21 protein-coding genes and 3 tRNA genes are annotated in these 23,316 nt (G+C 46.3%); 18 read left to right on the top strand and 6 right to left on the bottom strand.

Annotation, left to right across the window (positions count from 1 at the left end; all coding sequences use genetic code 11):
• The first annotated feature begins 2 nt into the window (after window positions 1-2).
• The 5 genes from Q5L94_RS11660 to Q5L94_RS11680 are packed head-to-tail and all read left to right on the top strand — an operon-like array spanning window position 3 to window position 3,938.
• Window positions 3-626: an L-threonylcarbamoyladenylate synthase gene (locus tag Q5L94_RS11660; RefSeq protein ID WP_317498567.1), complete on the top strand. Its 624-nt coding sequence runs from the start codon at window positions 3-5 to the stop codon at window positions 624-626.
• Between the two features lie 27 nt (window positions 627-653).
• The gene (locus Q5L94_RS11665; protein WP_317498568.1) at window positions 654-1,469 is read left to right on the top strand and encodes a ScpA family protein; all 816 of its coding nucleotides are present in this window, start codon (window positions 654-656) and stop codon (window positions 1,467-1,469) included.
• Window positions 1,450-2,022 (top strand): SMC-Scp complex subunit ScpB, encoded by a 573-nt coding sequence (gene scpB / locus Q5L94_RS11670; RefSeq protein WP_317498569.1) that lies wholly within the window; start codon window positions 1,450-1,452, stop codon window positions 2,020-2,022. The genes Q5L94_RS11665 and scpB overlap by 20 nt, the downstream gene beginning before the upstream one ends.
• Window positions 2,022-2,882 (top strand): 23S rRNA pseudouridine(2605) synthase RluB, encoded by an 861-nt coding sequence (gene rluB, locus Q5L94_RS11675; RefSeq protein WP_317498570.1) that lies wholly within the window; start codon window positions 2,022-2,024, stop codon window positions 2,880-2,882. The genes scpB and rluB overlap by 1 nt, the downstream gene beginning before the upstream one ends.
• The gene (locus Q5L94_RS11680; RefSeq protein WP_317498571.1) at window positions 2,883-3,938 is read left to right on the top strand and encodes an agmatine deiminase family protein; all 1,056 of its coding nucleotides are present in this window, start codon (window positions 2,883-2,885) and stop codon (window positions 3,936-3,938) included.
• Here Q5L94_RS11680 and Q5L94_RS11685 read toward each other — a convergent pair.
• Together Q5L94_RS11685 and Q5L94_RS11690 are read right to left on the bottom strand one after the other, a co-directional pair.
• On the bottom strand, window positions 3,928-5,772 hold the full coding sequence (locus Q5L94_RS11685) for a diguanylate cyclase (protein WP_317498572.1): 1,845 nt from the start codon (window positions 5,770-5,772) through the stop codon (window positions 3,928-3,930). The two genes, Q5L94_RS11680 and Q5L94_RS11685, sit on opposite strands and share 11 nt — an antisense overlap.
• A 71-nt stretch (window positions 5,773-5,843) precedes the next feature.
• On the bottom strand, window positions 5,844-6,563 hold the full coding sequence (locus Q5L94_RS11690) for an SIMPL domain-containing protein (protein ID WP_317498573.1): 720 nt from the start codon (window positions 6,561-6,563) through the stop codon (window positions 5,844-5,846).
• A 50-nt stretch (window positions 6,564-6,613) separates the two neighbouring features.
• Between Q5L94_RS11690 and Q5L94_RS11695 the strand changes: the two genes are divergently transcribed.
• The 9 genes from Q5L94_RS11695 (at window position 6,614) to Q5L94_RS11735 (ending at window position 13,927) form a co-directional block, all read left to right on the top strand.
• Complete coding sequence (locus tag Q5L94_RS11695; RefSeq protein ID WP_317498574.1) at window positions 6,614-7,081, top strand: regulatory protein RecX; 468 nt, start codon at window positions 6,614-6,616, stop codon at window positions 7,079-7,081.
• Window positions 7,082-7,162: 81 nt separating this feature from the next.
• On the top strand, window positions 7,163-9,760 hold the full coding sequence (gene alaS, locus Q5L94_RS11700; protein WP_317498575.1) for an alanine--tRNA ligase: 2,598 nt from the start codon (window positions 7,163-7,165) through the stop codon (window positions 9,758-9,760).
• Between the two features lie 148 nt (window positions 9,761-9,908).
• Window positions 9,909-10,097 carry a carbon storage regulator CsrA gene (gene csrA / locus Q5L94_RS11705; protein WP_317498576.1) on the top strand — a complete coding sequence of 63 codons (189 nt, stop codon included), beginning with the start codon at window positions 9,909-9,911 and terminating at the stop codon, window positions 10,095-10,097.
• A gap of 162 nt (window positions 10,098-10,259) precedes the next feature.
• A tRNA-Ser gene (locus tag Q5L94_RS11710) sits at window positions 10,260-10,352 on the top strand.
• Window positions 10,353-10,373: 21 nt separating this feature from the next.
• Window positions 10,374-10,450 (top strand) — tRNA-Arg (locus Q5L94_RS11715).
• A gap of 21 nt (window positions 10,451-10,471) precedes the next feature.
• Window positions 10,472-10,548 (top strand) — tRNA-Arg (locus tag Q5L94_RS11720).
• Between the two features lie 178 nt (window positions 10,549-10,726).
• Window positions 10,727-10,987 carry an oxaloacetate decarboxylase subunit gamma gene (locus Q5L94_RS11725; protein ID WP_317498577.1) on the top strand — a complete coding sequence of 87 codons (261 nt, stop codon included), beginning with the start codon at window positions 10,727-10,729 and terminating at the stop codon, window positions 10,985-10,987.
• The gene (gene oadA / locus Q5L94_RS11730) at window positions 10,987-12,798 is read left to right on the top strand and encodes a sodium-extruding oxaloacetate decarboxylase subunit alpha (protein ID WP_317498578.1); all 1,812 of its coding nucleotides are present in this window, start codon (window positions 10,987-10,989) and stop codon (window positions 12,796-12,798) included. Before Q5L94_RS11725 ends, oadA begins: the two co-directional genes overlap by 1 nt.
• A 1-nt stretch (window position 12,799) precedes the next feature.
• Complete coding sequence (locus tag Q5L94_RS11735) at window positions 12,800-13,927, top strand: sodium ion-translocating decarboxylase subunit beta (RefSeq protein ID WP_317498579.1); 1,128 nt, start codon at window positions 12,800-12,802, stop codon at window positions 13,925-13,927.
• Here the strand turns inward: Q5L94_RS11735 and Q5L94_RS11740 are convergent.
• Window positions 13,924-14,097, bottom strand: coding sequence for a hypothetical protein (locus tag Q5L94_RS11740; protein WP_317498580.1), 174 nt, complete (start codon window positions 14,095-14,097; stop codon window positions 13,924-13,926). The genes Q5L94_RS11735 and Q5L94_RS11740 overlap by 4 nt on opposite strands.
• A gap of 9 nt (window positions 14,098-14,106) precedes the next feature.
• A complete protein-coding gene (locus Q5L94_RS11745) occupies window positions 14,107-16,707 on the bottom strand; it encodes a response regulator (RefSeq protein ID WP_317498581.1) in 2,601 nt (866 codons plus the stop codon).
• 168 nt (window positions 16,708-16,875) lie between these two features.
• On the opposite strand from Q5L94_RS11745, the gene gshA reads away from it, so the two are divergent.
• A complete protein-coding gene (gene gshA, locus Q5L94_RS11750; protein ID WP_317498582.1) occupies window positions 16,876-18,489 on the top strand; it encodes a glutamate--cysteine ligase in 1,614 nt (537 codons plus the stop codon).
• A 127-nt stretch (window positions 18,490-18,616) separates the two neighbouring features.
• Window positions 18,617-19,255, top strand: coding sequence for a hypothetical protein (locus tag Q5L94_RS11755; RefSeq protein ID WP_317498583.1), 639 nt, complete (start codon window positions 18,617-18,619; stop codon window positions 19,253-19,255).
• On the opposite strand, the gene Q5L94_RS11760 is transcribed toward Q5L94_RS11755, so the two are convergent.
• Both Q5L94_RS11760 and Q5L94_RS11765 read right to left on the bottom strand, forming a co-directional pair.
• Window positions 19,252-20,550 carry an HlyC/CorC family transporter gene (locus Q5L94_RS11760; protein ID WP_317498584.1) on the bottom strand — a complete coding sequence of 433 codons (1,299 nt, stop codon included), beginning with the start codon at window positions 20,548-20,550 and terminating at the stop codon, window positions 19,252-19,254. The genes Q5L94_RS11755 and Q5L94_RS11760 overlap by 4 nt on opposite strands.
• A gap of 68 nt (window positions 20,551-20,618) precedes the next feature.
• A complete protein-coding gene (locus Q5L94_RS11765; RefSeq protein WP_317498615.1) occupies window positions 20,619-21,413 on the bottom strand; it encodes an inner membrane protein YpjD in 795 nt (264 codons plus the stop codon).
• Window positions 21,414-21,570: 157 nt separating this feature from the next.
• Here Q5L94_RS11765 and ffh point away from each other — a divergent pair, with 157 nt between their 5' ends.
• Together ffh and rpsP are read left to right on the top strand one after the other, a co-directional pair.
• Window positions 21,571-22,935, top strand: a complete 1,365-nt coding sequence (gene ffh, locus Q5L94_RS11770; RefSeq protein ID WP_317498585.1) for a signal recognition particle protein — start codon at window positions 21,571-21,573, stop codon at window positions 22,933-22,935.
• A gap of 119 nt (window positions 22,936-23,054) precedes the next feature.
• Complete coding sequence (gene rpsP / locus Q5L94_RS11775) at window positions 23,055-23,303, top strand: 30S ribosomal protein S16 (protein ID WP_011234962.1); 249 nt, start codon at window positions 23,055-23,057, stop codon at window positions 23,301-23,303.
• Window positions 23,304-23,316: the final 13 nt, after the last annotated feature.

Here is a 23,316-nt window from a genome sequence, read left to right on the forward strand (position 1 = left end):
TTATGAGTCAATATTTTGAAATTCATCCGGAAAATCCTCAAGCACGTTTAATTCAGCAATCGGTTCAGATTATTCGTAAAAGTGGAGTGGTGGTTTACCCCACCGACTCGGGTTATGCCATTGGTTGTCAAATTGGTGATAAAGCAGCGGCTGACCGTATTTGTCAGATTCGTGAAATAGACAAAGAGCACAACTTTACTCTAATGTGCCGTGATTTATCTGAGCTTGCGACTTATGCGCGGGTTGATAACGATGCCTTTCGGTTGCTGAAAAATAACACCCCCGGACCTTACACTTTTATTCTAAAGGGAACGAAAGAGGTTCCCAAGCGGCTGTTAAATCCTAAACGTAAAACTATTGGTATAAGGGTTCCGACGAATCGTATCGCAATGGCTTTGTTGGAAGAGTTAAATGAACCATTAATGTCGACCAGTTTGATCCTTGGCGAAGGAATGCTGGCTGAATCTGATCCGGAAGAGATTCGGGATAAGCTGGAAAAGCTGGTGAATTTAATTATTGATGGCGGCCATAAAGGTGAAGAACCAACGACGGTTGTGGATTTATCGGAGGGGGCACCGACCATTCGTCGTGAAGGTTCCGGAGACGTAGAGCCTTTTGATTTTTAGTCAGTTAGACAGGCATTCGGTTTAATTATGGCGGAACAACAGTCACTGCCTTTAGGCTTTGTTCGCGGCGAGCCGGTTATAGAAAAGCCTGAAGACCTCTATATACCACCGGATGCGCTGGAAGTTATACTCGACACTTTCAGTGGTCCGATGGATCTGTTGTTGTATTTAATTCGCAAGCAAAAGCTCGATATTGTGGACATGCCTGTTCTGGCCATTACTCGGCAATATGTTGAGTATGTGGACATGATGCAAGAGCTGAAGCTGGAGCTTGCTGCCGATTATTTGGTGATGGCTGCCATTCTGGCCGAAATAAAAAGCCGTTTGCTGTTACCAAAACCGCCTCAGGAAGAGGATGAAGAAGAAGATCCGAGAGCGGAGCTCATAAGACGCCTGCAGGAATATGAGGCGATACGCCAGGGTGCTGAATATATTGATCAGCAACCGCAGGTGGGACGAGATATTGTATTGGGTGAGGTTGGCAGTAATGCACGCGAGTGGTTAACGGCTGCGCCGCCGGAAGTGACTCTTGAAGACTTAACTCTCGCTTTTAGCCGTGTGTTACAACAGGTGGAGTTAAAAGCTCACCACCAGATAAAGCGCGAGCAACTATCGACACGAGCGCGAATGAGCCAGGTACTGGAATTTTTGAGCCATAAAAAATACGTTTCTTTTAGCCAACTCTTTACCCGAAAAGAAGGTCGCGCCGGAGCTGTGGTCAGTTTTTTAGCAATTTTGGAACTTGTGAAAGAATCAATGATAGAATTGTCACAAGTAGAGCCTATGAGTGATATTCGCCTGAGTTTGAGACAGCACAGTCACGATGAATCCGTTACAGCTTAAACAACTTATTGAAGCGGCCTTGTTTGCGCATCCGCAGCCGTTATCGGCTGAGCAGCTGTATCAGCTGCTGCTGAATGAGGGCGAGGCCTCGCTGGCGGCTATAAGGCAGCAACTTAAAGAGTTGCAGTCAGACTACCAGGAACGTGGTATTGAGTTGGTGAAAGTGGCTTCCGGTTACCGTTTTCAAACACGGGCGGAGTTGGGACAGAGGTTAGCCGGGCTTTGGCAGGAAAAACCGCCTCGTTACTCAAACGCTTTGTTGGAAACTTTGGCGTTAATTGTTTACCGGCAGCCCATTACGCGTGGTGAAATTGAACAAATACGTGGTGTAAGTGTCAGTAGCCAAATAATGAAAACATTGCAGGAACGAGGTTGGATTAAAGTCGTAGGGCACAAAGAAGTGCCGGGAAGACCCCAGCTTTATGCCAGCACTAACGATTTTTTAGATGATTTTAATTTAAGTGATTTATCAGAATTGCCTGATATCGACACACTTGATGAAGATGATGAACGTACCGCTGAGACAGCGACTAACGAGAGAGATGATTCGTAATGACCGAGAAATTACAAAAGGTTTTAGCCCGATCTGGACATGGTTCACGCCGCGAAATTGAAACAAAAATTTCAGCGGGGCGGATTCGCGTGAACGGCAAAGTAGCACAATTGGGTGAACGTATTGATGCCGACGCAAAAGTACGCATTGATGGCCACGAAGTTCAGATTAAACCTGAAGAAGAGGTCATTTGCCGAGTTTTGATTTATCACAAACCTGAAGGGGAATTGTGTACGCGCAAGGATCCTGAAGGACGGCCGACCGTTTATGATCGCTTGCCAAGAATGAGCGGTGCGCGTTGGGTCGCTGTGGGTCGGCTTGATGTGAACACCTCGGGTCTGTTGTTGTTCACTACTGACGGTGAACTTGCAAATCGTCTGATGCACCCCAGCCAGCAGGTTGAACGTGAATACGCGGTACGGGTGTTTGGCGAGGTGGATGAAGCCATGATGCAGCGCCTGAGAAAAGGTGTGCAACTGGAAGATGGCCCTGCGCATTTCAATAGCATAAAGCCTGCCGGTGGTGATGGTATGAATCGCTGGTTCCATGTAACTATCAGTGAAGGGCGTAATCGTGAAGTTCGTCGCCTGTGGGAATCACAGGAAGTGCAGGTGAGTCGTCTTATCCGTGTTCGTTATGGAGATATTCCTCTGGAGCCGGGCTTGCCGCAAGGCGGCTGGGCTGAAATGTCATTGCCTCAGGTCAATGCGTTAAGAGCTCAGGTTAATTTACCGGCGGAAAAAGAGTCTTTTCTCGACCCTCGTAATGAAGAGTCTAAGCAGCGTCGTTTTGCGAAAATTCGTAAAGCCACCGCCCGTCACAGACTGGATAAAAAACAGAGTAAACGACGGGGTAAGTAAGTGACCACTACTGCGCGCTGGTTACCTGATTTTATGGAAAACCAGCGTTTGTTGCTGGCCTGGCCATACCGCAGTGATGTTTGGCGTAAGCATGCCGAACCAGCTCGTGACGCTCTCATAAAGCTAATAAAACAATTGTCTGCTAACACGCCGGTTTCGCTCGTTGTTCCTGCGAGCACAAGCGACAGTGTACCCGAGGCACTTAAGTCCGTTCAGCGCATTGAAATTGATTATGACGATATCTGGCTACGCGATACTACGCCACTGTGGCAGTTAAACAGCGACGGCCAGCTGGCGGCATTGTCTTTTGATTTTGATGGCTGGGGTGGTGTCCAGAACGATATTGCTGCTGATAAAGTTTTTAGTCAAAGTCTGTGTTCTCGCTTGAAAAGCCCATTAACAAATAACCTGCTTATTGCGGAAGGTGGTGCTTTTACGCACAACGGTCAGGGTGACTGGCTCATTGGCCTGGCCTGTATTAAGCTGCGCAACCCGGCAATGACAGAGCTGGAGATAACGTCTTTATTAGGCCGGTTGCTCCCCGGGCAGCGTTTACACTTTTTTGATGGCGCCTTGGTTGCTGATGAAACGGGCGGGCATATAGATAATATGGCGTTATTCGTTGACGCAAATACTTTGTTGTATGCGGCCACTGATAATACCGCGCACCCTGATTATAAAACCTGCCAGGCGCTTAAAAAACAACTGGATAAACTGCCTGCTTACATTCAAACCATTCCACTACCTTTGCCGCTTCCACAACTGCCTGCGAGTGAAGAAAGAGAGGGGATTGAGCTTACATCGTCAAGCTTAAAACGTACTGTTGAACTGCCTTTACTTTGCAGTTATGTGAATGTTTTGCAAACGAGCAAGCTAGTTGCAGTACCTCAGTTTGGTTTAACCACAGACGCTCAAGCCTTGATGACTGTTTGCGAAGCGCTTCCGGAGCGCAAGGTCATTGCCGTTGACGCACGCGAATTTGTCTTAGGGGGCGGTGGTTTGCACTGTATCAGTCATAATTTGCCTGATTTAGAACAGATGAGCTCTAATCGGTGATGATTAGGCGCTCCCGGCCTTTATCCTTAGCTTCGAACAAAACGTCATCCGCACGTTTATAAAGAGAATCAAAGCTATCTTCCGGGTGAGCGTTGGTAAAGCCCATACTGAAGGTAATACGATAGTCTTTCGGCAAACCGCTAATGGGCTTGCTGTTCAGCTCTTCGGTAATGCGTTCGAAGATGTTTTTCGCGTCCTCTTTACTGACATCGAAAAAGACCAGCAGCCACTCTTCGCCTCCCAGGCGACCAAAGTTGTCCTGATCACGCAGGCTGAGTTTGGCAACTTCTGCAAAACGTTGTAATACGCGGTCACCAACGTCATGACCAAACTGATCATTTATTGCCTTAAAGTAATCGAAGTCGACAACGGCCAGGGCTAACTGACGTTGTTGTTCGCGAGCTTGCTCCAGACCTTTTTTGCAAATGCGGACAATGGCACGTCGATTCGGCGCGTTCGTTAAGTCGTCTTTTAATGCCAATTCGGCGAAGTTTTTACGAGCCCGCCACTGCTGATACAGAAAAGCCGAAACAATAATAACCACTAAAAGGCCTGAAATAATGATCCACACCAGCAGGTAATAGGAGGTTTGCTGCTCTTGCAGTTCTAACTCCTGCAATTGATTTTCTTTTTGAAGTAATTCATTGGTGGTCTCCTGTTCTTTAATTTCCAGGCGCACCATAATTTCCTGTACTTGCTTATCCTGAGTTTGCTCCCTTACTTTCTGCATATAATCGACGGAAGTCTTGTAACTTTCCAGAGCCGGCTTGTAATTTTCTATACGCTGATAATACTCAGACCAACGCTCATTAAGGGTTTGGTACAACTCGTTATCAGTCAATGTGTTAATAACCGAATTGGCGGCTTCTAGTTGAGCAAGCGCTTTTTCAAGTTGGTTGGTACCTAAATAAGCCGAAACCATGGCTAGCCGGCTCCGTGCCTCCATAGGGTGGGCTCCGGCCGCTCTAAATTGCGGCATGGCTCTGTTGAGACGTTTTAGGGCTTGCTGATAATTTCCGTTTTTGATGTTAATTGAGGCGATTTGGAAGAGGGCGTAAGCGACGCCAAGATCATCTTTAATGGCTTTACTGATTTCCAAAGCCGTTTCAAAATGCTGCCTGGCTTTTTCATTATTCCCCCCATCTCGATAGGCAGTGGCTAAATTGTATTCGAGTACTGAAACATCCCATTGACCCAAATGCTCTCTGCTGATGTCGAGTGCATCCTGAATGTGCTCTAAACCAATTTCGTTTGCCCCGACATCGAGATAAACAGAGCCAATTAGAGCGTGAAACTCTACCTGCAACCTGGGGTGTGCCGTGTAGGCATTACGGTTGAGCTCTTCCAGGGTTTGCAGTGCCTGGGCTATATCGCCCGTATTCTTCATTACTTGCGCATGAAGGATGTCGGTTTCTATCTGTAAATCCTTATTGCCGGAGGCTTTAGCATTTTTGAGTGCGTGGGTAATACTGGTATTGGCCTGGCGAAGTTTGCCTCGTTGTAAGAAATACGAGGTTTGGTTAATTCTCAGCAGAGTTTTTGCTATTTTTGAGTCGGCCAATTCCGCAAAGCGTAAGCCTTCATCTATAGCTGCATGTGCTTTACTCTCCTGGCCGGAATATCGGTAGGCCTCAACTTGCAATGCGTAAGCCATTGCAAGTTCTTCAAACTGGCGCTGGTTATTGTACTGTTCTATTAATTCAGAAGTCTTTTTTATCCATTTGTCCGGGCTACTGCTGGCATCAACGCGTTGCTGCTGCCACTCCTGAGCTGAAACGAATGAAGTGACAGCGAGTAAAGTAATAAATAAAAGACTTTGAATTTTTAGAAACAAGATAGCTCTATCTGTTAAAATTTTGTTGATTGTTAAGCTATTTTACTCTGTCTATTCAACATAGCAACGATTTAATTGTCAGCGCCCGACAGAGTTTTGGTTGAGAATATAACCTCAACTTGTGCCTCAATGGTTTGCTGTCCGGGTAATGACACTTTGTTTGAGCGGCTGCTCATTTCTGCCATTTGCATGACCATCGGTCGTGACATAGAACGTTCCGCGATACTTAATGTTCCTGTCAGCTTGAGACCCGCGGCGGTAGCCAAACGTTCGGCCTTATTTTTCGCTTGTTCATAAGCGTTAACGAGCGCTTTCTGGTACAAACCCTGCTGATCACTAATTTCAAACTGAACCTGGCCAACGCGAGTGACTCCCCGCGCTAATGCCAAATCGATAATTTTGTCGTAGTTTTCAGGTTCTAACAGAGTGATCTGAACTTCCCGTTTAACCACAAAGCCATCTTGTTCTCTTTTCCCGTCATCGTTTTGTTCATAGCGGGGGTAAATTTGTAATTGGTAAGAACGAATGTCTTTGTCTTCTACGCCTTTATCGTTTAGATCGTTAATCAGGCGGCTGGTGGTGTCATCAACCATAGACTTTTGGGAGCTAAGTTTATTGCCACGTTCCTCAATCCAGAAAGTCAGTGACATCTGATCGGGAATAGCAGAAACACTACCGCTACCGGATATTGATAAGGTGCGCTCGTCTGCTTGAGCGAAAGTGGTAAATCCTGCCGTAAGAAAGACAAGACAAACGAAGAGAAACCTTGATTTTGAATTACTCTGAGTCATATTAAGCATCCTTAGACCAAATTCCATAGTTAGGTGTTGGAGTATAGACCATGGACGAAAGTTCAGAGTATGACGAAAAAGCACTGCGTGACAGTGCTTTTCGGTTGCTGGCAATGCGAGAGCAGAGCAGAACTGAATTAAAGCGTAAATTAATCCAGAAACAATGGCCCGCAGAAATGGTTAACCGTGTTGTTGACGAGCTTAAACAGGAAGGCTGGCAGAGTGATGAACGCTTTGCCGGTAGTTTTATTCGCGAAAAAGTCGGGCAAAAGCAGGGCAGATTAAAAATCATGGCACAGGCCACTCAGCAAAAAGGTGTTGCTTCAGACATTGTTGAGGACGTGCTCGAATCCATGGAAGTTGACTGGTTTGAATTGTGTGCAGAGCTGAAGCAGAAAAAGTTTGGAGATGATGACCCGGCAGACGAAAAAGAATGGAATCGTCAGGTACGCTTTTTACAGCAGAGAGGCTTTACTCCGGAGCAAATTTTCGCTTGCGTCAATCGACCACGACGCTAGGCTAGACGGCTACTTCGTGATAGTCTTAAAGCATTAAAACATTGACCTAAAGTCACTCAGTTAAGAAAAGTAGGACTCAATATGAGCATGAACAGTGCCCAAATTCGTGATGCATTTTTAAATTACTTTGCTGAGCGAGGACACGAAAAAGTTCCTTCAGCATCAATGATTCCCGGTAACGATCCCACCTTGTTATTTACTAATGCGGGGATGGTTCCATTTAAAGACGTTTTCCTGGGGACTGATAAACGTCGTTATGATAAGGCGACTTCGGCGCAGCGTTGTCTGCGTGCCGGTGGTAAACATAACGATTTAGAAAATGTTGGCTACACAGCCCGTCATCATACTTTCTTTGAAATGATGGGTAACTTCAGTTTTGGTGACTACTTTAAGAAACAAGCCATTCAGTACGCTTGGGACTTTTTAACCAAAGAGTTGAAGCTGCCGGCTGAAAAGCTCTGGGTTACGGTGTTCACCGAGGATGACGAAGCATACGATATCTGGGCCAAAGACATTGGTGTGCCGGAAGACCGTATTTCGCGTATTGGTGAAAAAGACAATTTCTGGTCTATGGGTGATACCGGGCCTTGTGGTCCATGTTCTGAAGTGTTTTACGACCACGGTGAGGAAGTATGGGGTGGCCCTCCGGGAACCCCTGAAGAAGACGGTGATCGTTACATCGAGATTTGGAACCTGGTCTTCATGCAGTATAACCGTCAGGCAGACGGTACCTTAGAATCTCTACCGGATCCTTCCATTGATACGGGCATGGGCCTGGAGCGCATTTCTGCCATTATGCAGAACGTTCACAGTAACTATGAAATTGATTTGTTCCAGGCGCTGATTAAAGCGGCGGCTGAAATTATTGGCACCAATGACTTGGATAATAAATCATTGCGCGTTATCGCCGATCATATTCGTTCGTGTTCATTTTTGATAACGGATGGTGTGATGCCGTCGAACGAAGGTCGCGGTTATGTTCTGCGTCGTATAATACGTAGAGCCGTGCGGCACGGGCATTTACTGGGCGCTAAAGGTATCTTCTTTTTCCGTTTAGTGGACGAGTTGGCTCGCCAGATGGGGGAAGCGTACCCTGAGCTGGAGCAGAAAAAGCAAATTATTAAAGACGCGCTGGAGCGTGAAGAACAGCAGTTTGCGCGCACGCTGGAGCGTGGTCTGGCGATTTTGTCAGACGAAATTGCCGAATTGAAAGGTAATGTCATACCGGGCGATGTGGTATTCAAACTCTATGACACTTATGGCTTTCCGGTTGATTTAACCGCGGATATCGCGCGTGAACAGGAATTGACAATTGATGAGCAAGGCTTCGAGCAGGCGATGTCAGAGCAACGCCAGCGGGCTCAACAGGCTTCTCAGTTTGGCATGGATTATAATCAGCAGCTTAAATCTGACAACAAAACCGCATTTACCGGTTACGATGATGTTGCCGGGCAGGCAAAAGTGGTCGAGTTATTTAAAGACGGTAAGCCGGTAGAGCATTTGCAGGCGGGTGAAAACGGTATTGTGGTTTTATCAGAAACCCCGTTTTATGCAGAAAGCGGCGGTCAGATTGGTGACAAAGGTGTTTTGGTTGCCAACGGACCTGCCTTTGAAGTGACAGACACTCAGTATATTGGCAAAGCGATAGCGCACCACGGCGTAGCGAAAGCTGCGGTTAAGCTCAACGACAGCGTTAAAGCCGAAATTGATTCCGAGCGTCGTGAGAATATTAAACGCAACCACTCGGCAACACATTTGCTGCATGCAGCACTTAGAAACTTGCTGGGCGAGCACGTTACGCAAAAAGGATCTTTGGTTGAGCCGGACAAAATGCGTTTTGACTTCTCGCACTTTGAACCAGTGACGACTGAGCAGTTGGCTCAATTAGAGCGTGAAGTAAATGCACAAGTTCGCGCTAACCTGCCACTGCAAACCGAGCTTATGGCCATTGATGAAGCAAAAGAAGCGGGCGCAATGGCATTGTTCGGCGAGAAGTATGATGAGCAAGTACGAGTTGTACGCATGGGGGATTTCTCCATGGAGCTTTGTGGTGGTACTCATGTCAAAGCTACAGGCGATATCGGTTTGTTCAGAATAACGTCAGAGGGTGGTATTGCTTCTGGTGTGCGTCGTATTGAAGTGGTAACCGGAGAAGCAGCCGTACGATATACTCAACAGCAGCAAAGTGTGTTGCAGCAAATTGCTGGAGAGTTGAAAACAGAACCAAGCTCCTCGGTTGATAAAGTCCAGCAGCTGCAGCATAAGTTCCGTGAATTAGAGCGTAAGAACGAGCAGCTGCAACAGAAACTGGCACAGCAGGCCGGTGGTGGGTTAATTGCTCAGGCTGTTGATATTAATGGGGTTAAAGCAATCATTGCAGAGTTAGATCAGGCCGATCCGAAATCTTTGCGCGGATTAGTTGATGATTTGAAGAACCAAATGGGCTCAGGCATCGTACTATTGGGAACTGCAAACGGTGATAAAGTCAGTTTAATTGCTGGCGTTACTACCGATTTAACGTCTAAAGTTAAAGCAGGAGATATCGTGAATCAGGCTGCAAATGTCGTTGGTGGCAAGGGCGGAGGTCGTCCTGATATGGCGCAGGCAGGTGGCTCACTTCCGGAGCAGCTAAATGAAGCTTTAGCCACTGCGACGACTTGGTTACAGCAACAGCTTTAGCTGTCGGTGTAAGAGTTGAAAATATAACGAAATAGTATGTGCTTCGTTATAGTGTAATCACTCTCAGTGTTGGTAGACTGCTTACGCCAGTTCAGGGAAAAGTTCGATATTCGCGGTAAGAATCGGAACAGTATTGAAGGAGCAATTTATGCTAATTTTAACTCGCCGTGTAGGTGAAACATTAATGATAGGTGATGATGTTTCGGTCACCGTTCTCGGCGTTAAGGGAAACCAAGTACGTATTGGTGTTAATGCCCCGAAAGACGTTTCCGTTCATCGCGAAGAAATATATATGCGTATTCAGTCTGAAAAGGACGATGAGCAAGACACAGAATAAGAGATCAGATAAGACCGGCGAAAGCCGGTCTTTTTTTATGTTTTTGACCATTATGAAGAAAAATTACGCGAGATGGTCAATTATCCCACACTTAAACCCTAGTTTTTAAAAAAGCGATTGACATTATTGCCAACATCGCTAGAATTCACGCCACAACGATTTGGAGAGGTGGCCGAGTGGCTGAAGGCGCTCCCCTGCTAAGGGAGTATAGGGTTTGTAGCCCTATCGAGGGTTCGAATCCCTCCCTCTCCGCCAGTCGTTTGCAGTAACAATTACGCGCTCGTAGCTCAGCTGGATAGAGTACCTGGCTACGAACCAGGCGGTCGGAGGTTCGAATCCTCCCGAGCGCGCCATATTGTTACTAACCTGAATACGCGCTCGTAGCTCAACTGGATAGAGTACCTGGCTACGAACCAGGCGGTTGGAGGTTCGAGTCCTCCCGAGCGCGCCATTCTTTTCCTACCCCCTCCCTTAATTATCTTAGTTTCATATTAATCCCGTTGAATGTTTTTTAATCTCATTAAAATTCTGAATACCCACTATTTACTGCTGTATCTCCTTGCGTGACTTGCTACCATAGTATTTAATAATTTTATAACAATACCTTAGCAACCAATCAGGAGTGCTTAGTGTCAGAATTGCTCAGCCAAGCTGCGCAACTCATGCTGGTCGGTATGGGCGCAGTCATCATCTTTCTTTGCTTATTGGTCGTTGCCATGAGCGTTATGAAACGCTTGATTCCAACACCAGAGCCTGTCGCCAGCACGCAGCCATCGCTCAAAGATAATAACTCTGATGCAGCAACTCCTGCGGTACTGGCTGCAATTTCTGCTGCGGTACACAGTTACCGTCAAGGCAAAAAAGCAGCGAATCACAAGGAGAAATCATAATGAGTAAACCCCTGTTACTAACAGAGTTGGTGCTGCGTGACGCACACCAGTCACTACTCGCAACGCGTATGCGTCTGGACGACATGCTTCCCATCGCAGAAAAGCTAGACAGCATTGGTTACTGGTCAATGGAGTCCTGGGGGGGCGCGACTTTTGATTCTTGTATTCGCTATCTTGGTGAGGACCCCTGGGAACGCATTCGACAACTGAAAAAAGCAATGCCGAATACTCGCCAGCAAATGCTGCTTCGAGGGCAAAACCTGTTGGGATATAGGCATTACGCCGATGACGTGGTGAAACGTTTTGTCGAGCGGGCAAAGGAAAATGGCGTTGATGTTTTCCGTATTTTTGACGCGATGAACGATGTTCGTAACTTAAAAACAGCGATAAAAGCGGCTAAAGACGTTGATGGCCACGCACAGGGCACAATGTCTTATACGGTTAGTCCGGCGCATACGCTGGATACCTGGGTAAATATGGCTCAGGAGTTGGAAGACTTAGGTTGTGATTCTATATGCATAAAAGATATGGCGGGTCTGCTGCGTCCTAATGATGCTTATGAGCTGGTCAGTGCGTTAAAGAAAAACACAGATTTACCAATTGCCATGCAATGTCATGCCACAACCGGACTGAGCGTTGCAACTTACCAGAAATCAATCGACGCTGGCATCGATATGCTGGATACCGCGATTTCGTCAATGAGTATGACTTACGGCCACTCGCCTACAGAAACTCTGGTTGCGATGACTGAGGACAGTGATCGCGACACTGGCCTGTCACTGCCTGACTTGGCTGAAGTGGCGAGCTATTTCCGCGACGTACGTAAGAAATACGCTAAGTTTGAAGGATCTCTTAAAGGCGTTGATGCACGAATTCTCCTGGCTCAGGTGCCGGGCGGTATGCTGACCAATATGGAAGGGCAGTTAAAAGAGCAGGGCGCGCTGGACAAATTTGATGAAGTACTGGAAGAGATTCCTAAAGTACGCGAAGACCTTGGTTTTATACCTCTAGTCACGCCAACCTCACAAATTGTGGGAACACAGGCTGTACTGAATGTGTTGAGTGGCGAACGTTATGAGAATATCTCTAAAGAAACTGCTGCGGTTCTGAAAGGCGAGTATGGAGCAACCGCTGCCGAGGTGAATAAAGACCTGCAGAAGCGTGTTCTGGACGGCGAAGAGCCTATTACCTGTCGCCCTGCCGACTTACTGGATAACGAACTGGATGCGTTGACTAAAGAACTAAAAGATAAAGCGACAGACGAAGATATTCGTCTGGCGGATGATGTTGTTGATGACGTCTTAACTTATGCGCTGTTTCCGCAAATTGGGCTTAAATTCCTTAAGAACCGTGATAACCCGGATGCTTTTGAGCCGGTGCCCGGAGAAGAGCCTGAAGAGACAACGGAATCTAAAGAGCAACAAGCTCCAAAGGCAACTGGAGATGTCGAGCAATACGAAGTTGAGGTTGAGGGTAAGCGTTATAATGTAAAAGTCGGGCCAACGGGTCAGCTCGATTCTGTGAAGTCATCGTCTTCAGCAGAGTCTTCACAATCATCACAGGAGGCATCGCAAGAATCATCAGGTGGCTCAGGTGAAGGTGAAACTATAAAAGCGCCATTAGCTGGTAATATTTTTAAAGTTGTAGCCAAAGAAGGCGCTGCAATAAAAGCCGGCGACGTTGTCTTGGTAATGGAAGCGATGAAAATGGAAACCGATATTAAAGCACCCAAAGACGGCACTGTTCAGTCTCTTCATGTAAAAGAAGGTGACGCAGTGACCGTAGGTGATGCTCTGGTGACGGTAGGTTAATATGGAGAAGCTGCAGACTTTATGGGAAACCACCGGCATTGCTGCAATGACATTTGGTCAATTCAGCATGATTCTGGTGGGTGGGTTGCTATTGTACTTAGCAATCTCAAAGAAATTTGAACCTCTATTACTGTTACCTATTGGTTTTGGCGCAATACTGGCAAATATCCCTTTAGGTGGTTTCACTGAGCCTGGGGGAGTTCTTTACTACGTGTACAGCGTTGGAATTGACACCGGGATGTTCCCATTGCTTATTTTTATGGGCGTCGGGGCGCTTACCGATTTTGGGCCCTTACTGGCAAACCCTAAAATGCTCTTTTTGGGTGGAGCGGCTCAATTCGGTATCTTTGCTACCTTGTTTGGTGCTATTGCTCTGAATGGCATACCGGGCATTGAGTTTTCGATGTCCGATGCGGCGGCGATTTCAATTATCGGCGGCGCTGATGGTCCCACGGCTATTTTCCTGGCGTCGAAGCTGGCACCGGATTTATTGGGCGCTATTGCTGTTGCCGCTTATTCATATATGGCGCTGGTGCCTATTATCCAGCCACCAATAATGAAACTGCTGACAACTCAGGCCGAGCGTGAGATAAAAATGGAGCAGTTACGGCCGGTGGCTCGTCGTGAAAAGCTTTTCTTCCCGCTAATAGCTATGGGGCTAACGTTGTTATTTTTGCCTTCAGCAACGCCTTTGGTTGGCATGTTCTGCCTGGGTAACTTAATGCGTGAATCTGGCGTGGTGGAACGCTTAACGAAAACCACTCAGAATGAACTGATTAATATTGTCACCATCTTTCTAGGTTTGGCTGTGGGCTCTAAACTGCAGGCAGATCAGTTCCTCAGCTTCCAGACGCTGGGCATTCTGGTGTTAGGTGCTGTTGCATTTTCCATTGGAACCGCCAGCGGCATTTTAATGGCGAAATTGATGGGGAAATTCAGCAAAGACCCGATTAACCCGTTAATTGGTGCTGCCGGAGTCTCCGCTGTACCTATGGCAGCAAGGGTAGTTAATAAGGTGGGTTTACAGGCTAACCAGCAAAACTTCCTGTTAATGCATGCGATGGGGCCAAATGTCGCCGGCGTACTGGGTTCAGCTGTGGCTGCGGGCGTTTTGTTAGCTTTGGTTTAACGCCCGGTAAGAAACATCATCGTCGTGTAAAAAGCGGCGATGACAGCGCTGAATACAGCAATGTAAATAAAACCTTTATAGCCCTGTTTAATGCTCCAGCCATTGACTTGTAAATACAACAGCCAAAACAAGCTGAGCAGCAGCGGAATAATAAAAAAATATCGAGTCATAGTAATTCCTCAAGACTGATGTTGTTGAATAGCTTCTAAGTCTACAGCCGCCTGATGCGCATAGCGCAAACGTTTTTCCAGCTCAGTGATCTGGTCAGCAACTTTATCGATGTTACCTTCTGCCATAAATTGCTCTAAGTCGGCGGCTTTGCTTTGTAAATGAGTAAAGCCAAGATTAGCGGCGGCTCCTTTCAATGAGTGGAAATAGCGTCGCGCGCTTTCATGCTGGCCCCGGGTAATAAAGTCAGAGACTTTAGTGGCGCTACCCTGGTAGGTTTCATACAGCTGCTCTACTAACTTCAGATAAAGCTCAACATTGTACTGTAAACGCTTTAATGCCGCTTCAAACTCAATGCCTTTTACCTGCGGTATTCGAACCGGAGATTTCGGTGCTTCTTCCTGTTTAGGCTCGCGCACTTTTTCCTGCTGCTGATTATTGGTGTAGTCACCGGGAACAGCCCATTTCACAATGGCTTTAATGAGTTGTTTTTCATCAATAGGTTTTGCAATGTGTCCCTGCATACCTGCAGCCAGCGAGCGCTCTTCATCACCGCTCATCGCATTCGCTGTCATTGCCAGAATTGGTAGTTGTTGATAATTGAAGTCGGCGCGAATAGTACGAGCCGCCTTTAGCCCATCCATAACAGGCATTTGAATGTCCATTAATACCAGCGAGTAATTATTATTCTGAACAGCTTCTACCGCCAGTTGACCATTTTCGACAATGTCGACTTTAAACTTATGGCTTGCAAGGATTTCACGTGCCACTTGCTGATTAATTTCGTTGTCCTCTACGACTAAAATTGGCGCTCGCAGAATGCTTTCCGGAATGCCGTCGTTATTGTCAGCATCATTCTCATCCGGAAGCTCGTGCTGAACCAGGGTAGACGTCAGGCTTCGTCCTAAAGTTGAAGCGGTAAATGGCTTTGAAATAATATCGTTTACGCCCGCCTGCTTCGCTTTTTCGGATAATTCCTCGGCATAGTAGCCCGTTGCCAGAGTCATTTTCGGCCGAATGTCTTCTGCATAACGCTCGGTTATCGTTTGGCAAAATTCCAGACCATCCATACCCGGCAAACGCCAGTCAACCAAAACCAGTTGATAAGGATTGTTGTCCTCGACAGACAACTGAAACACTTGCAGAGCTTGTTCCGCCGTGCGGCAAACTTTTACATCAACCTGATAACTGCGCAGCATTTCATAGAGCATTTCACGGGTACTTAAGTTGTCATCAATGGCGAGAATTCGAACCCCTTTAAGTTTCTGCAAAAGATACTGATGATGACTGTTGTCCTGCTCTGTCTGTAACGGCAGTTCGACTTCGATGTAAAACGTAGAGCCTTGACCGGCGGCGCTGGTTACGCCGATATCGCCGCCCATTAACAAAATAAGGCGTCGGGAAATAGCTAAACCAAGGCCGGTGCCACCATACTTACGGGTTGTAGATGTGTCTGCCTGAGTAAAGGCTTTAAAGAGGTTTGCGCGCTGCTCTTCGTCCATACCAATACCGGTATCGGTAACCGAGATCCGCAGCAACACATTATCCCGTGAATTGTCCAGTAAATTAACAGCAACATTTATTTCACCGTCTTCGGTAAACTTAATGGCGTTACTGATCAAATTGACGAGAACCTGGTTTAACCGCAGCGGATCGCCAATTAAACGCGTGGGTATATTGGCTGGTAAGTTAATAATAAACTCAAGATCTTTATCGTAAGCTCGGTAGGCAAACATATCCGCCAATGAGGTCAATACGTCTTGCAAGTCGAAAGGAATGCGTTCGACAGTTAACTTCCCTGCATCAATCTTTGAAAAATCGAGAATGTCATTAATTACGCCCAGTAACGCTTGCGAAGAAGAGTCTATGACTTTGATATAGCGTTTTTGTTTTTGCGTAAGCTCGGTTTTGAGGCAAAGGTTTGCCATACCGACAATAGCGTTAATTGGAGTGCGAATTTCATGGCTCATATTCGCCAGAAACTCACCTTTCGACTGGTTGGCACGTTCGGCAGTTTCTTTGGCTTTTTCCATTTCTTCTGCAACCGACTTAATACCGGAAATGTCGTAGTAGCTACCGAGAATGCCTATAATATTGTCGTCGTCATCGTAAAGGGGAACACTGGAGTGCTCGACCCACTGACTTTCCCCATTGGCTTTCAATTCGATTTCAGCATTAGCGGACGGTGTTTGCTGGCTAAAAGTTTTTCTGTCCCTTTTCAGTAACACATCGTTACTGGCAAGAGAGTCTATTTCTGCATCCGCTTTACCGGCCAGAGATTCAGGATCAATACCAAAGTCATTGGCAAAAGCACGGTTTCCGCCTAACAATTTCAGTTCGGGATCGCGCCAGTACACTCTGGTTGGCAGGTCGTTAAAGACTTGTTCAAACAGTTGTAATGAATCGGACGATAAAAAGGGTTGCCGAAAAGGCGCTGTCAGCGCGTTGCGCCGGGACCACCACCAAATGACAATGCCAATAATCAAACTGAACAGAATCATTGCGACTAATACAGTGTCACTCCAGGGGGAAGGTAACAGGGCATATAACGCAAGACTGGTTACCTGAAGAATGACAAAAATGAGCTGTAAAAATGTCCAGAATGAATTCATGGTTGATCCGTAACCGAAAGGTTAGATAAACAGCAGCTAGTCTGCCACGTTGAGCCTTAATCGCCAAGTTATGTGCTCAAATTAAGAGTGACAAACATAGACCTTTTAGCGAATTACCAGTAAGCTTAGCGACAGAAAACCTTCCGTCTTAGTGAGTGGAGTTGTCATTTGCAAGCAACATTTCAAGCAGTTATCGAAAAGCTTAAGCAATCGGGTAAAACAGCAGTTTGGCAAGGCATTAAGCGTGGTATTGAACGTGAAGCTTTGCGCATAAAAGAAAATGGAACGCTGGCGCCGGGTGACCATCCTCAGGAGTTAGGAAAAACTCTGACGCATCCAACCATTACAACCGATTACTCAGAGAACCTACTTGAGTTTATTACTCCGGTTGCCTCCGATATTAACACCACACTGTCACAGCTCCGTGATATTCATCGTGTGGCCTATAACGCCATTGATGACGAGTTGTTATGGCCGATGAGCATGCCTTGCTACATTGGCTCAGATGACGATATTCGTATCGCTAAATATGGTGACTCGCATTCGGGACGTATGAAAAGCCTCTACCGACGAGGTCTGACATACCGTTATGGCGCTACCATGCAGGTTATTGCCGGAGTGCATTACAATTTTTCCGTGTCCGATGCGATGTGGGAAGAATTAGCGGAGATTGAAGGCGTTCGTAATAACCAGAGTTTCCGTACGGAACGGTATTTCGCGCTCATTCGTAACTTTAAGCGTGTTGCCTGGGTTATTCCGTACTTGTTTGGCGCTTCACCCGCTTTGTGTAAATCGTTTTTCAGTCAGACGAAAAACGAAGAGATTCTGCAAAAGTGGAATTTTGATACGGTAGGTAAAGGAACGGTATTTTTGCCTTACGGCACGTCGTTGCGAATGAGCGACTTAGGTTATACCAATAAAGAACAGGCAACGCTGAAAATAACGTACAATTCATTGGATGAGTATGTGAAGGGCCTGCGCCGCGCAATTACAACGCCTTCTCAGCAGTTTTCGAAAATCGGTGTAAAAGTAGGCGACGATTACCGTCAGCTTAACGATAATATTCTGCAGATAGAAAATGAGTTCTATTCGCCAATTCGTCCTAAACAGACAGCACGCGATGGCGAAACGCCTAGCCAGGCTTTAGAGCGAGGCGGCGTGGAGTACATAGAGATTCGTGCGCTGGATGTGAACCCGTTTAGTGATGTTGGTATCACTGCGCAGCAAATGCACTTTCTGGACTTAATGCTTCTGCATTGTTTATTACAACCAAGCAAAGAAATGAGCTGGGAACAGCAGCAGCAAGCTGATGAAAACTTTACTAAAGTGGTGATGCAGGGGCGTAACCCGCGCTTAAGCTTGCAGCAAAACGGTATTGATCGCTTAATGGCTGACTGGCTGGAAGAACTTTTTGCAGATTTCGCTTCAATTGCAAAAGCGCTGGATAATAGTTCAGACAGTAAAGTTTATCAGAATCATTTGGCGGATTTGTATGAATGGGTATTAAATCCGGAAAGTACGTTATCGGGACAAATTTTACGTTTGCTTAAAGAAGAAGATCGCGATAATAGTAATTTAGGTATGCAGTTAGCTAAGCAATACCGTGAGCAATTGAAAAATGAACCGCTCAGTTACTATCAACAAGATGATTTTGCTAAATGGGCGGCCGAATCAGAGCAAGCGTTTGAAGATCGTTATCAGCAAGACAATAACGTTGATTTTGATACGTTTTTGGCAAACTATTTCAAACAGGCGGCACGCTCAGGCCAGGTCGCTGACTGATAAACATAAAAAAACGCAGCCCAAATTTGGACTGCGTTCTATAAACGTTCAGGGGATGAACATGAATGCGTTTTTCAGCTACAACATGTGTTCAATTACTGAGAGTTTAGCGAGTGAATAAAGTTCAATGGCGATAAAACTTTTTTTTTCAATTCAACCGAAAGTGCTGGTAAGTGCTTTTTTTGTAGCGACTCTGAGTGGTTGTGCAACACCTCCTCCGGCTAATCCTGAAAATGTTTGCCATATTTTTGAAGAACACCGTGACTGGTATCATGCGGCCGCAGATGTGCGTGAGCGCTGGGGTGTGCCTATTCACGTGCCAATGGCGATGATGTATCAGGAAAGTTCCTTTAAGCATAATGCTTTGCCTCCCAGAGATTACCTTTTAGGTTTTATTCCGTGGGGGCGGGTGAGTTCGGCTTACGGTTACTCGCAAGCGAAAACGATGACCTGGGAAGATTACCAGCGTGAAACGGGTAACGGTTGGGCCAGCCGCGATGATTTTGAAGATGCGATTGATTTTATGGGCTGGTTTATAGCAAAAACCTATAAAATTAATGGCGTATCGAAATGGGATGCTTACGGACAATACCTTAACTATCATGAAGGTTGGGGCGGTTATCAACGTAAGTCTTATTTAAAGAAACCCTGGTTGGTAAAAGTATCCAGGGTTGTGAAAAGCCGCTCTATGACATACGCCGCGCAATTGAATAAATGTGAGGAAGACTTAAAGCACGGCTGGCTATGGCGTTTATTCTTCGGTTAGTCATTGGTCTGGTTGTCGGTTTTTTGGTAGAGCTCGGGAAATACTCTAATTTGTTTTATCATGGTGTCACCAATTTCAACAAGCTCTACCGGATAACCGCCTAAACGCAGCGACAACCGGGCATCAGGAATATCTCCGAACTGCTCAATAATAAGGCCACTTAAGGTTTTTGGACCATCCGTCGGAAAATCCCAATTCATTTCTTTGTTTAATTCGCGCAAGTTAGCTGAGCCGTCGACTAAAAAGCTGCCATCGGTTTCAAGCGTTACTGACTCACTGGGAGCCGGCGCCATGGAAGTCGTAAAGTCGCCAACAATTTCTTCCAGAATATCTTCGAGAGTAACGAGTCCCTGAATGTCGCCGTATTCGTCAACAACCAGTCCGATACGTTCTTTACGACGCTGGAACTTTAGCAGTTGAACATTCAGTGGTGTGCCCTCAGGAATAAAGTAGCTGTCCCGTGCTGCGCGAACTAATATGGATTTATCAGCGGTAAACTGGTTCTTGCTCATCAGACGCATGATATCGCGGGCATGCAGAAATCCGATAGCATCATCTATTTCATTGCGATAAAGCAGTACGCGGGTGTGCTGGCCATTCGACAATTGTTTAACGATAGATTTCCAGTCGTCACTAATATCGATACCGACTATTTCGTTACGGGGCACCATGACGTCTTCTACCGTAACTTTCTCGAGATCCAGAATACTGACCAGCATTTCCTGATGCGAAGTTGGAATTAAGTTTCCGGCCTCGTTAACCACGGTGCGTAACTCGTCGGAACTTAATGCGTCAGCCATTTGTGACTGTTTCGGGTTGACCCCCAGCATGCGCATAAAGGAATTGGTGATGAAGTTCATACCAATAACGATAGGGTACATGATTTTCAGCAAAGGCATCAAAATTAAGGAGCTGGGGAACGAAATGCGTTCCGGGTGCAGTGCTGCAATAGTCTTTGGCGTGACTTCAGAAAAAATCAGAATAATTAAGGTTAAACCAAAAGTAGCGACAACAATTCCTGCGTCACCAAACCAGCGCAGACAAAGAATTGTTGCGATAGCGGATGCGCCAATGTTGACCAGATTATTACCAATAAGAATAAGGCCGATTAACCGATCGGGGCGATCAAGCAGGTACTGAACACGCTTAGCTCCGGGATGATTGTTTTGTACTAGGTGGCGCAGACGGTACCGGTTGATAGACATCATGCCAGTTTCGGAGCCAGAGAAATATGCGGATAAAAATAACAGTACGGCTAAAATCACGAGCAACATGCTCGTTGATATCTCGTCCAACGGTTTATTCCTTAATTATACTGTGAATGTGACAATGTAGAGTTCTCAGCTATGAAGTCAAGTATCATTCAGGATAAGAGAAAATCTTTCACGAAGCGGCTGCCAAAATAGCCTAAGGTTAATAGCGTGCTGGCAAGTACAGTAATGACCACAATAATGCGGCCACGTAAGCCAGATGTTCTGTGCAGGACCACGGCTAATAGATAAAGCAGAGCTGCGACGCTAGTTAAAATAGTTTTGTGAGCTTGCTGCTGAGCAAGCATGTCATCGAGGAAAAGAAACCCTGAGCCCAGAGCGAGAAATAGTACAAAAGTACCCAGCGCCAGAAGGTTAAAGAAGTATTTTTCGACGGTCATTAATGGTGGCAGCTTGCTCAGCAGAATATGACCTTTGCGATTTTTTAACACACGGTTTAAATAACTGGTTTGTAGTGCGTAAAGTGTGGCTAAAGCCAGTATTCCATAAGCGACCAACGACAAAGTGATGTGAAAAACCAGCCCGTGCCCTACGCTTATGTCGGCTCCCCAGTTAACAGGAATAAATACGAGTAACAGTGTGGTAAGCGCAGAGAATAGATAAATAACCGGTTTCAAAAATAAGTTACTGGCCTGGTTATTTTTCACTACGGTTAAAGCGGCTATCAGAAAAGCCACAATAGCCAGGCTGGACGAGATATTAATGTGATCAAAATCATCGTCAGCGAGCTCTATTATGATAAGCCAGCCATGCGCAGCGACTGCCAAAGCAGCTGGTATGATCTGATAAGCTGGATGAAGCACTTTGTTTTTTAATATATTTTGTAGAATAACAAAAGCGCTGGCACTGTAACCCAATAAGCTGATTAGCAACAATAAAGAGAGCATCACGCGCTCGACTTCCCTGGTTCCTGTTGTTCGTGTCTCGAGTATACGACGTCAGTCGGCTAAACCCAATACTTACGGGGCGAAACTTTCTTGCAAATCAGATATACTGTCCCCATTACTATTAACGTCAGAAATCGCAATATAAGAGACGATCGACATGTTTGAGAATTTATCGGAACGTTTGTCGCAAACGCTACATTCTATTGGCGGCCGAGGCCGACTGACCGAAGACAATATTAAAGAGACGTTGCGCGAAGTTCGCATGGCGCTGCTTGAGGCTGATGTTGCCTTGCCTGTGGTCAAAGACTTTATTGCTAAAGTTAAAGAACGGGCAGTAGGTACAGAGGTCAACAAAAGCCTGACGCCGGGTCAGGTATTTGTAAAAATTGTCCAGTCTGAGCTGGAAGCAGCCATGGGTGAGGCGAATGCGCCACTGCAATTAAATACCCAGCCACCGGCTGTTATTTTGATGGCAGGTCTGCAGGGGGCAGGTAAAACTACCAGTGTGGGCAAGCTGGCTAAATATTTAACCGAGCGCCAGAAGAAAAAAGTGATGGTGGTCAGCGCCGACGTATATCGTCCGGCCGCTATTAAACAGCTGGAAACTCTTGCCGAGCAGGTTGGGGTAGAGTTCTTCCCATCCACGACTGAGCAGAAGCCGGTAGATATTGCTAATGCTGCTATTGCGCAGGCACGTAAGCAGTTTATTGATGTGGTGTTAGTCGATACGGCCGGTCGTCTTGCTATTGACGAAGATATGATGCAGGAAATCCAGCAACTCCACTCCGCCATCAACCCAGTTGAAACTCTGTTTGTCGTTGATGCGATGACGGGTCAGGATGCGGCAAATACCGCTAAAGCATTCAGCGAAGCTTTGCCGTTAACTGGGGTTATTTTGACTAAGACTGATGGTGATGCTCGTGGTGGTGCGGCTCTGTCTATTCGCCATATTACCGGTAAGCCTATCAAGTTTCTGGGTGTTGGTGAGAAAAACGATGCACTCGAGCCTTTTCATCCTGACCGCGTAGCCTCCAGAATTCTCGGCATGGGTGATATGCTTTCTCTGATTGAGGAAGTGGAACAAAAAGTCGATAAAGAGAAAGCGGAGCGCGTGGCGAAAAAAGTCATGAAAAAAGGCCAGTTCTCACTGGAGGATTTTCGTGATCAGCTCGTACAGATGCGTGAAATGGGCGGCATGATGGGATTAATGACGAAAATGCCTGGCATGGGTAAAATGACTGAGCAAATGAAAGGTCAGATGGATGACAAAATGACCTTGCGCATGGAAGCCATTATCAACTCCATGACTCCGAAGGAACGGCTACGTCCCGACGTAATAAAGGGCTCGCGTAAGCGCCGTATAGCGACCGGTTCTGGTACTCAGGTACAGGATGTGAACAAGTTGCTTAAACAGTTTACTCAAATGCAAAAAATGATGAAAAAAATGAAAGGTGGCGGCATGCAGAAAATGATGCGCGGCATGGGCGGAAAGATGCCACCAGGAATGTTCCCCGGACGCTAGGAAAAAGCGCGTCAAGCTTGCATTTGCAGTAAAAATCAGTAGAATTGCCGAGCCTTCCGACTCCGTCGGAGGGCTTTGCTATTTTTTACATTTACAAAACAGTTATATTGAGGAACGCAATGGTAACCATTCGTTTACAACGTGGTGGCGCGAAAAAACGCCCCTTCTACCAAATGGTAGTTGCTGACAGTCGCAATGCTCGCGACGGTCGTTTCATTGAGAAAGTAGGATTTTTTAACCCTGTAGCTCGTGGTCAGGAAGAAAAGCTTCGTGTTGATGTTGACCGCATCGAGCATTGGGTAAGCAAAGGCGCTCAGTTATCTGATCGTGTTGCTAAATTAGTTAAAGATGCAAGCGCTGCGGCGTAAGCATTAACAGATT

The sequence above is a fragment of the Idiomarina sp. Sol25 genome, from assembly GCF_033052775.1.
Lineage (GTDB): Bacteria > Pseudomonadota > Gammaproteobacteria > Enterobacterales > Alteromonadaceae > Idiomarina.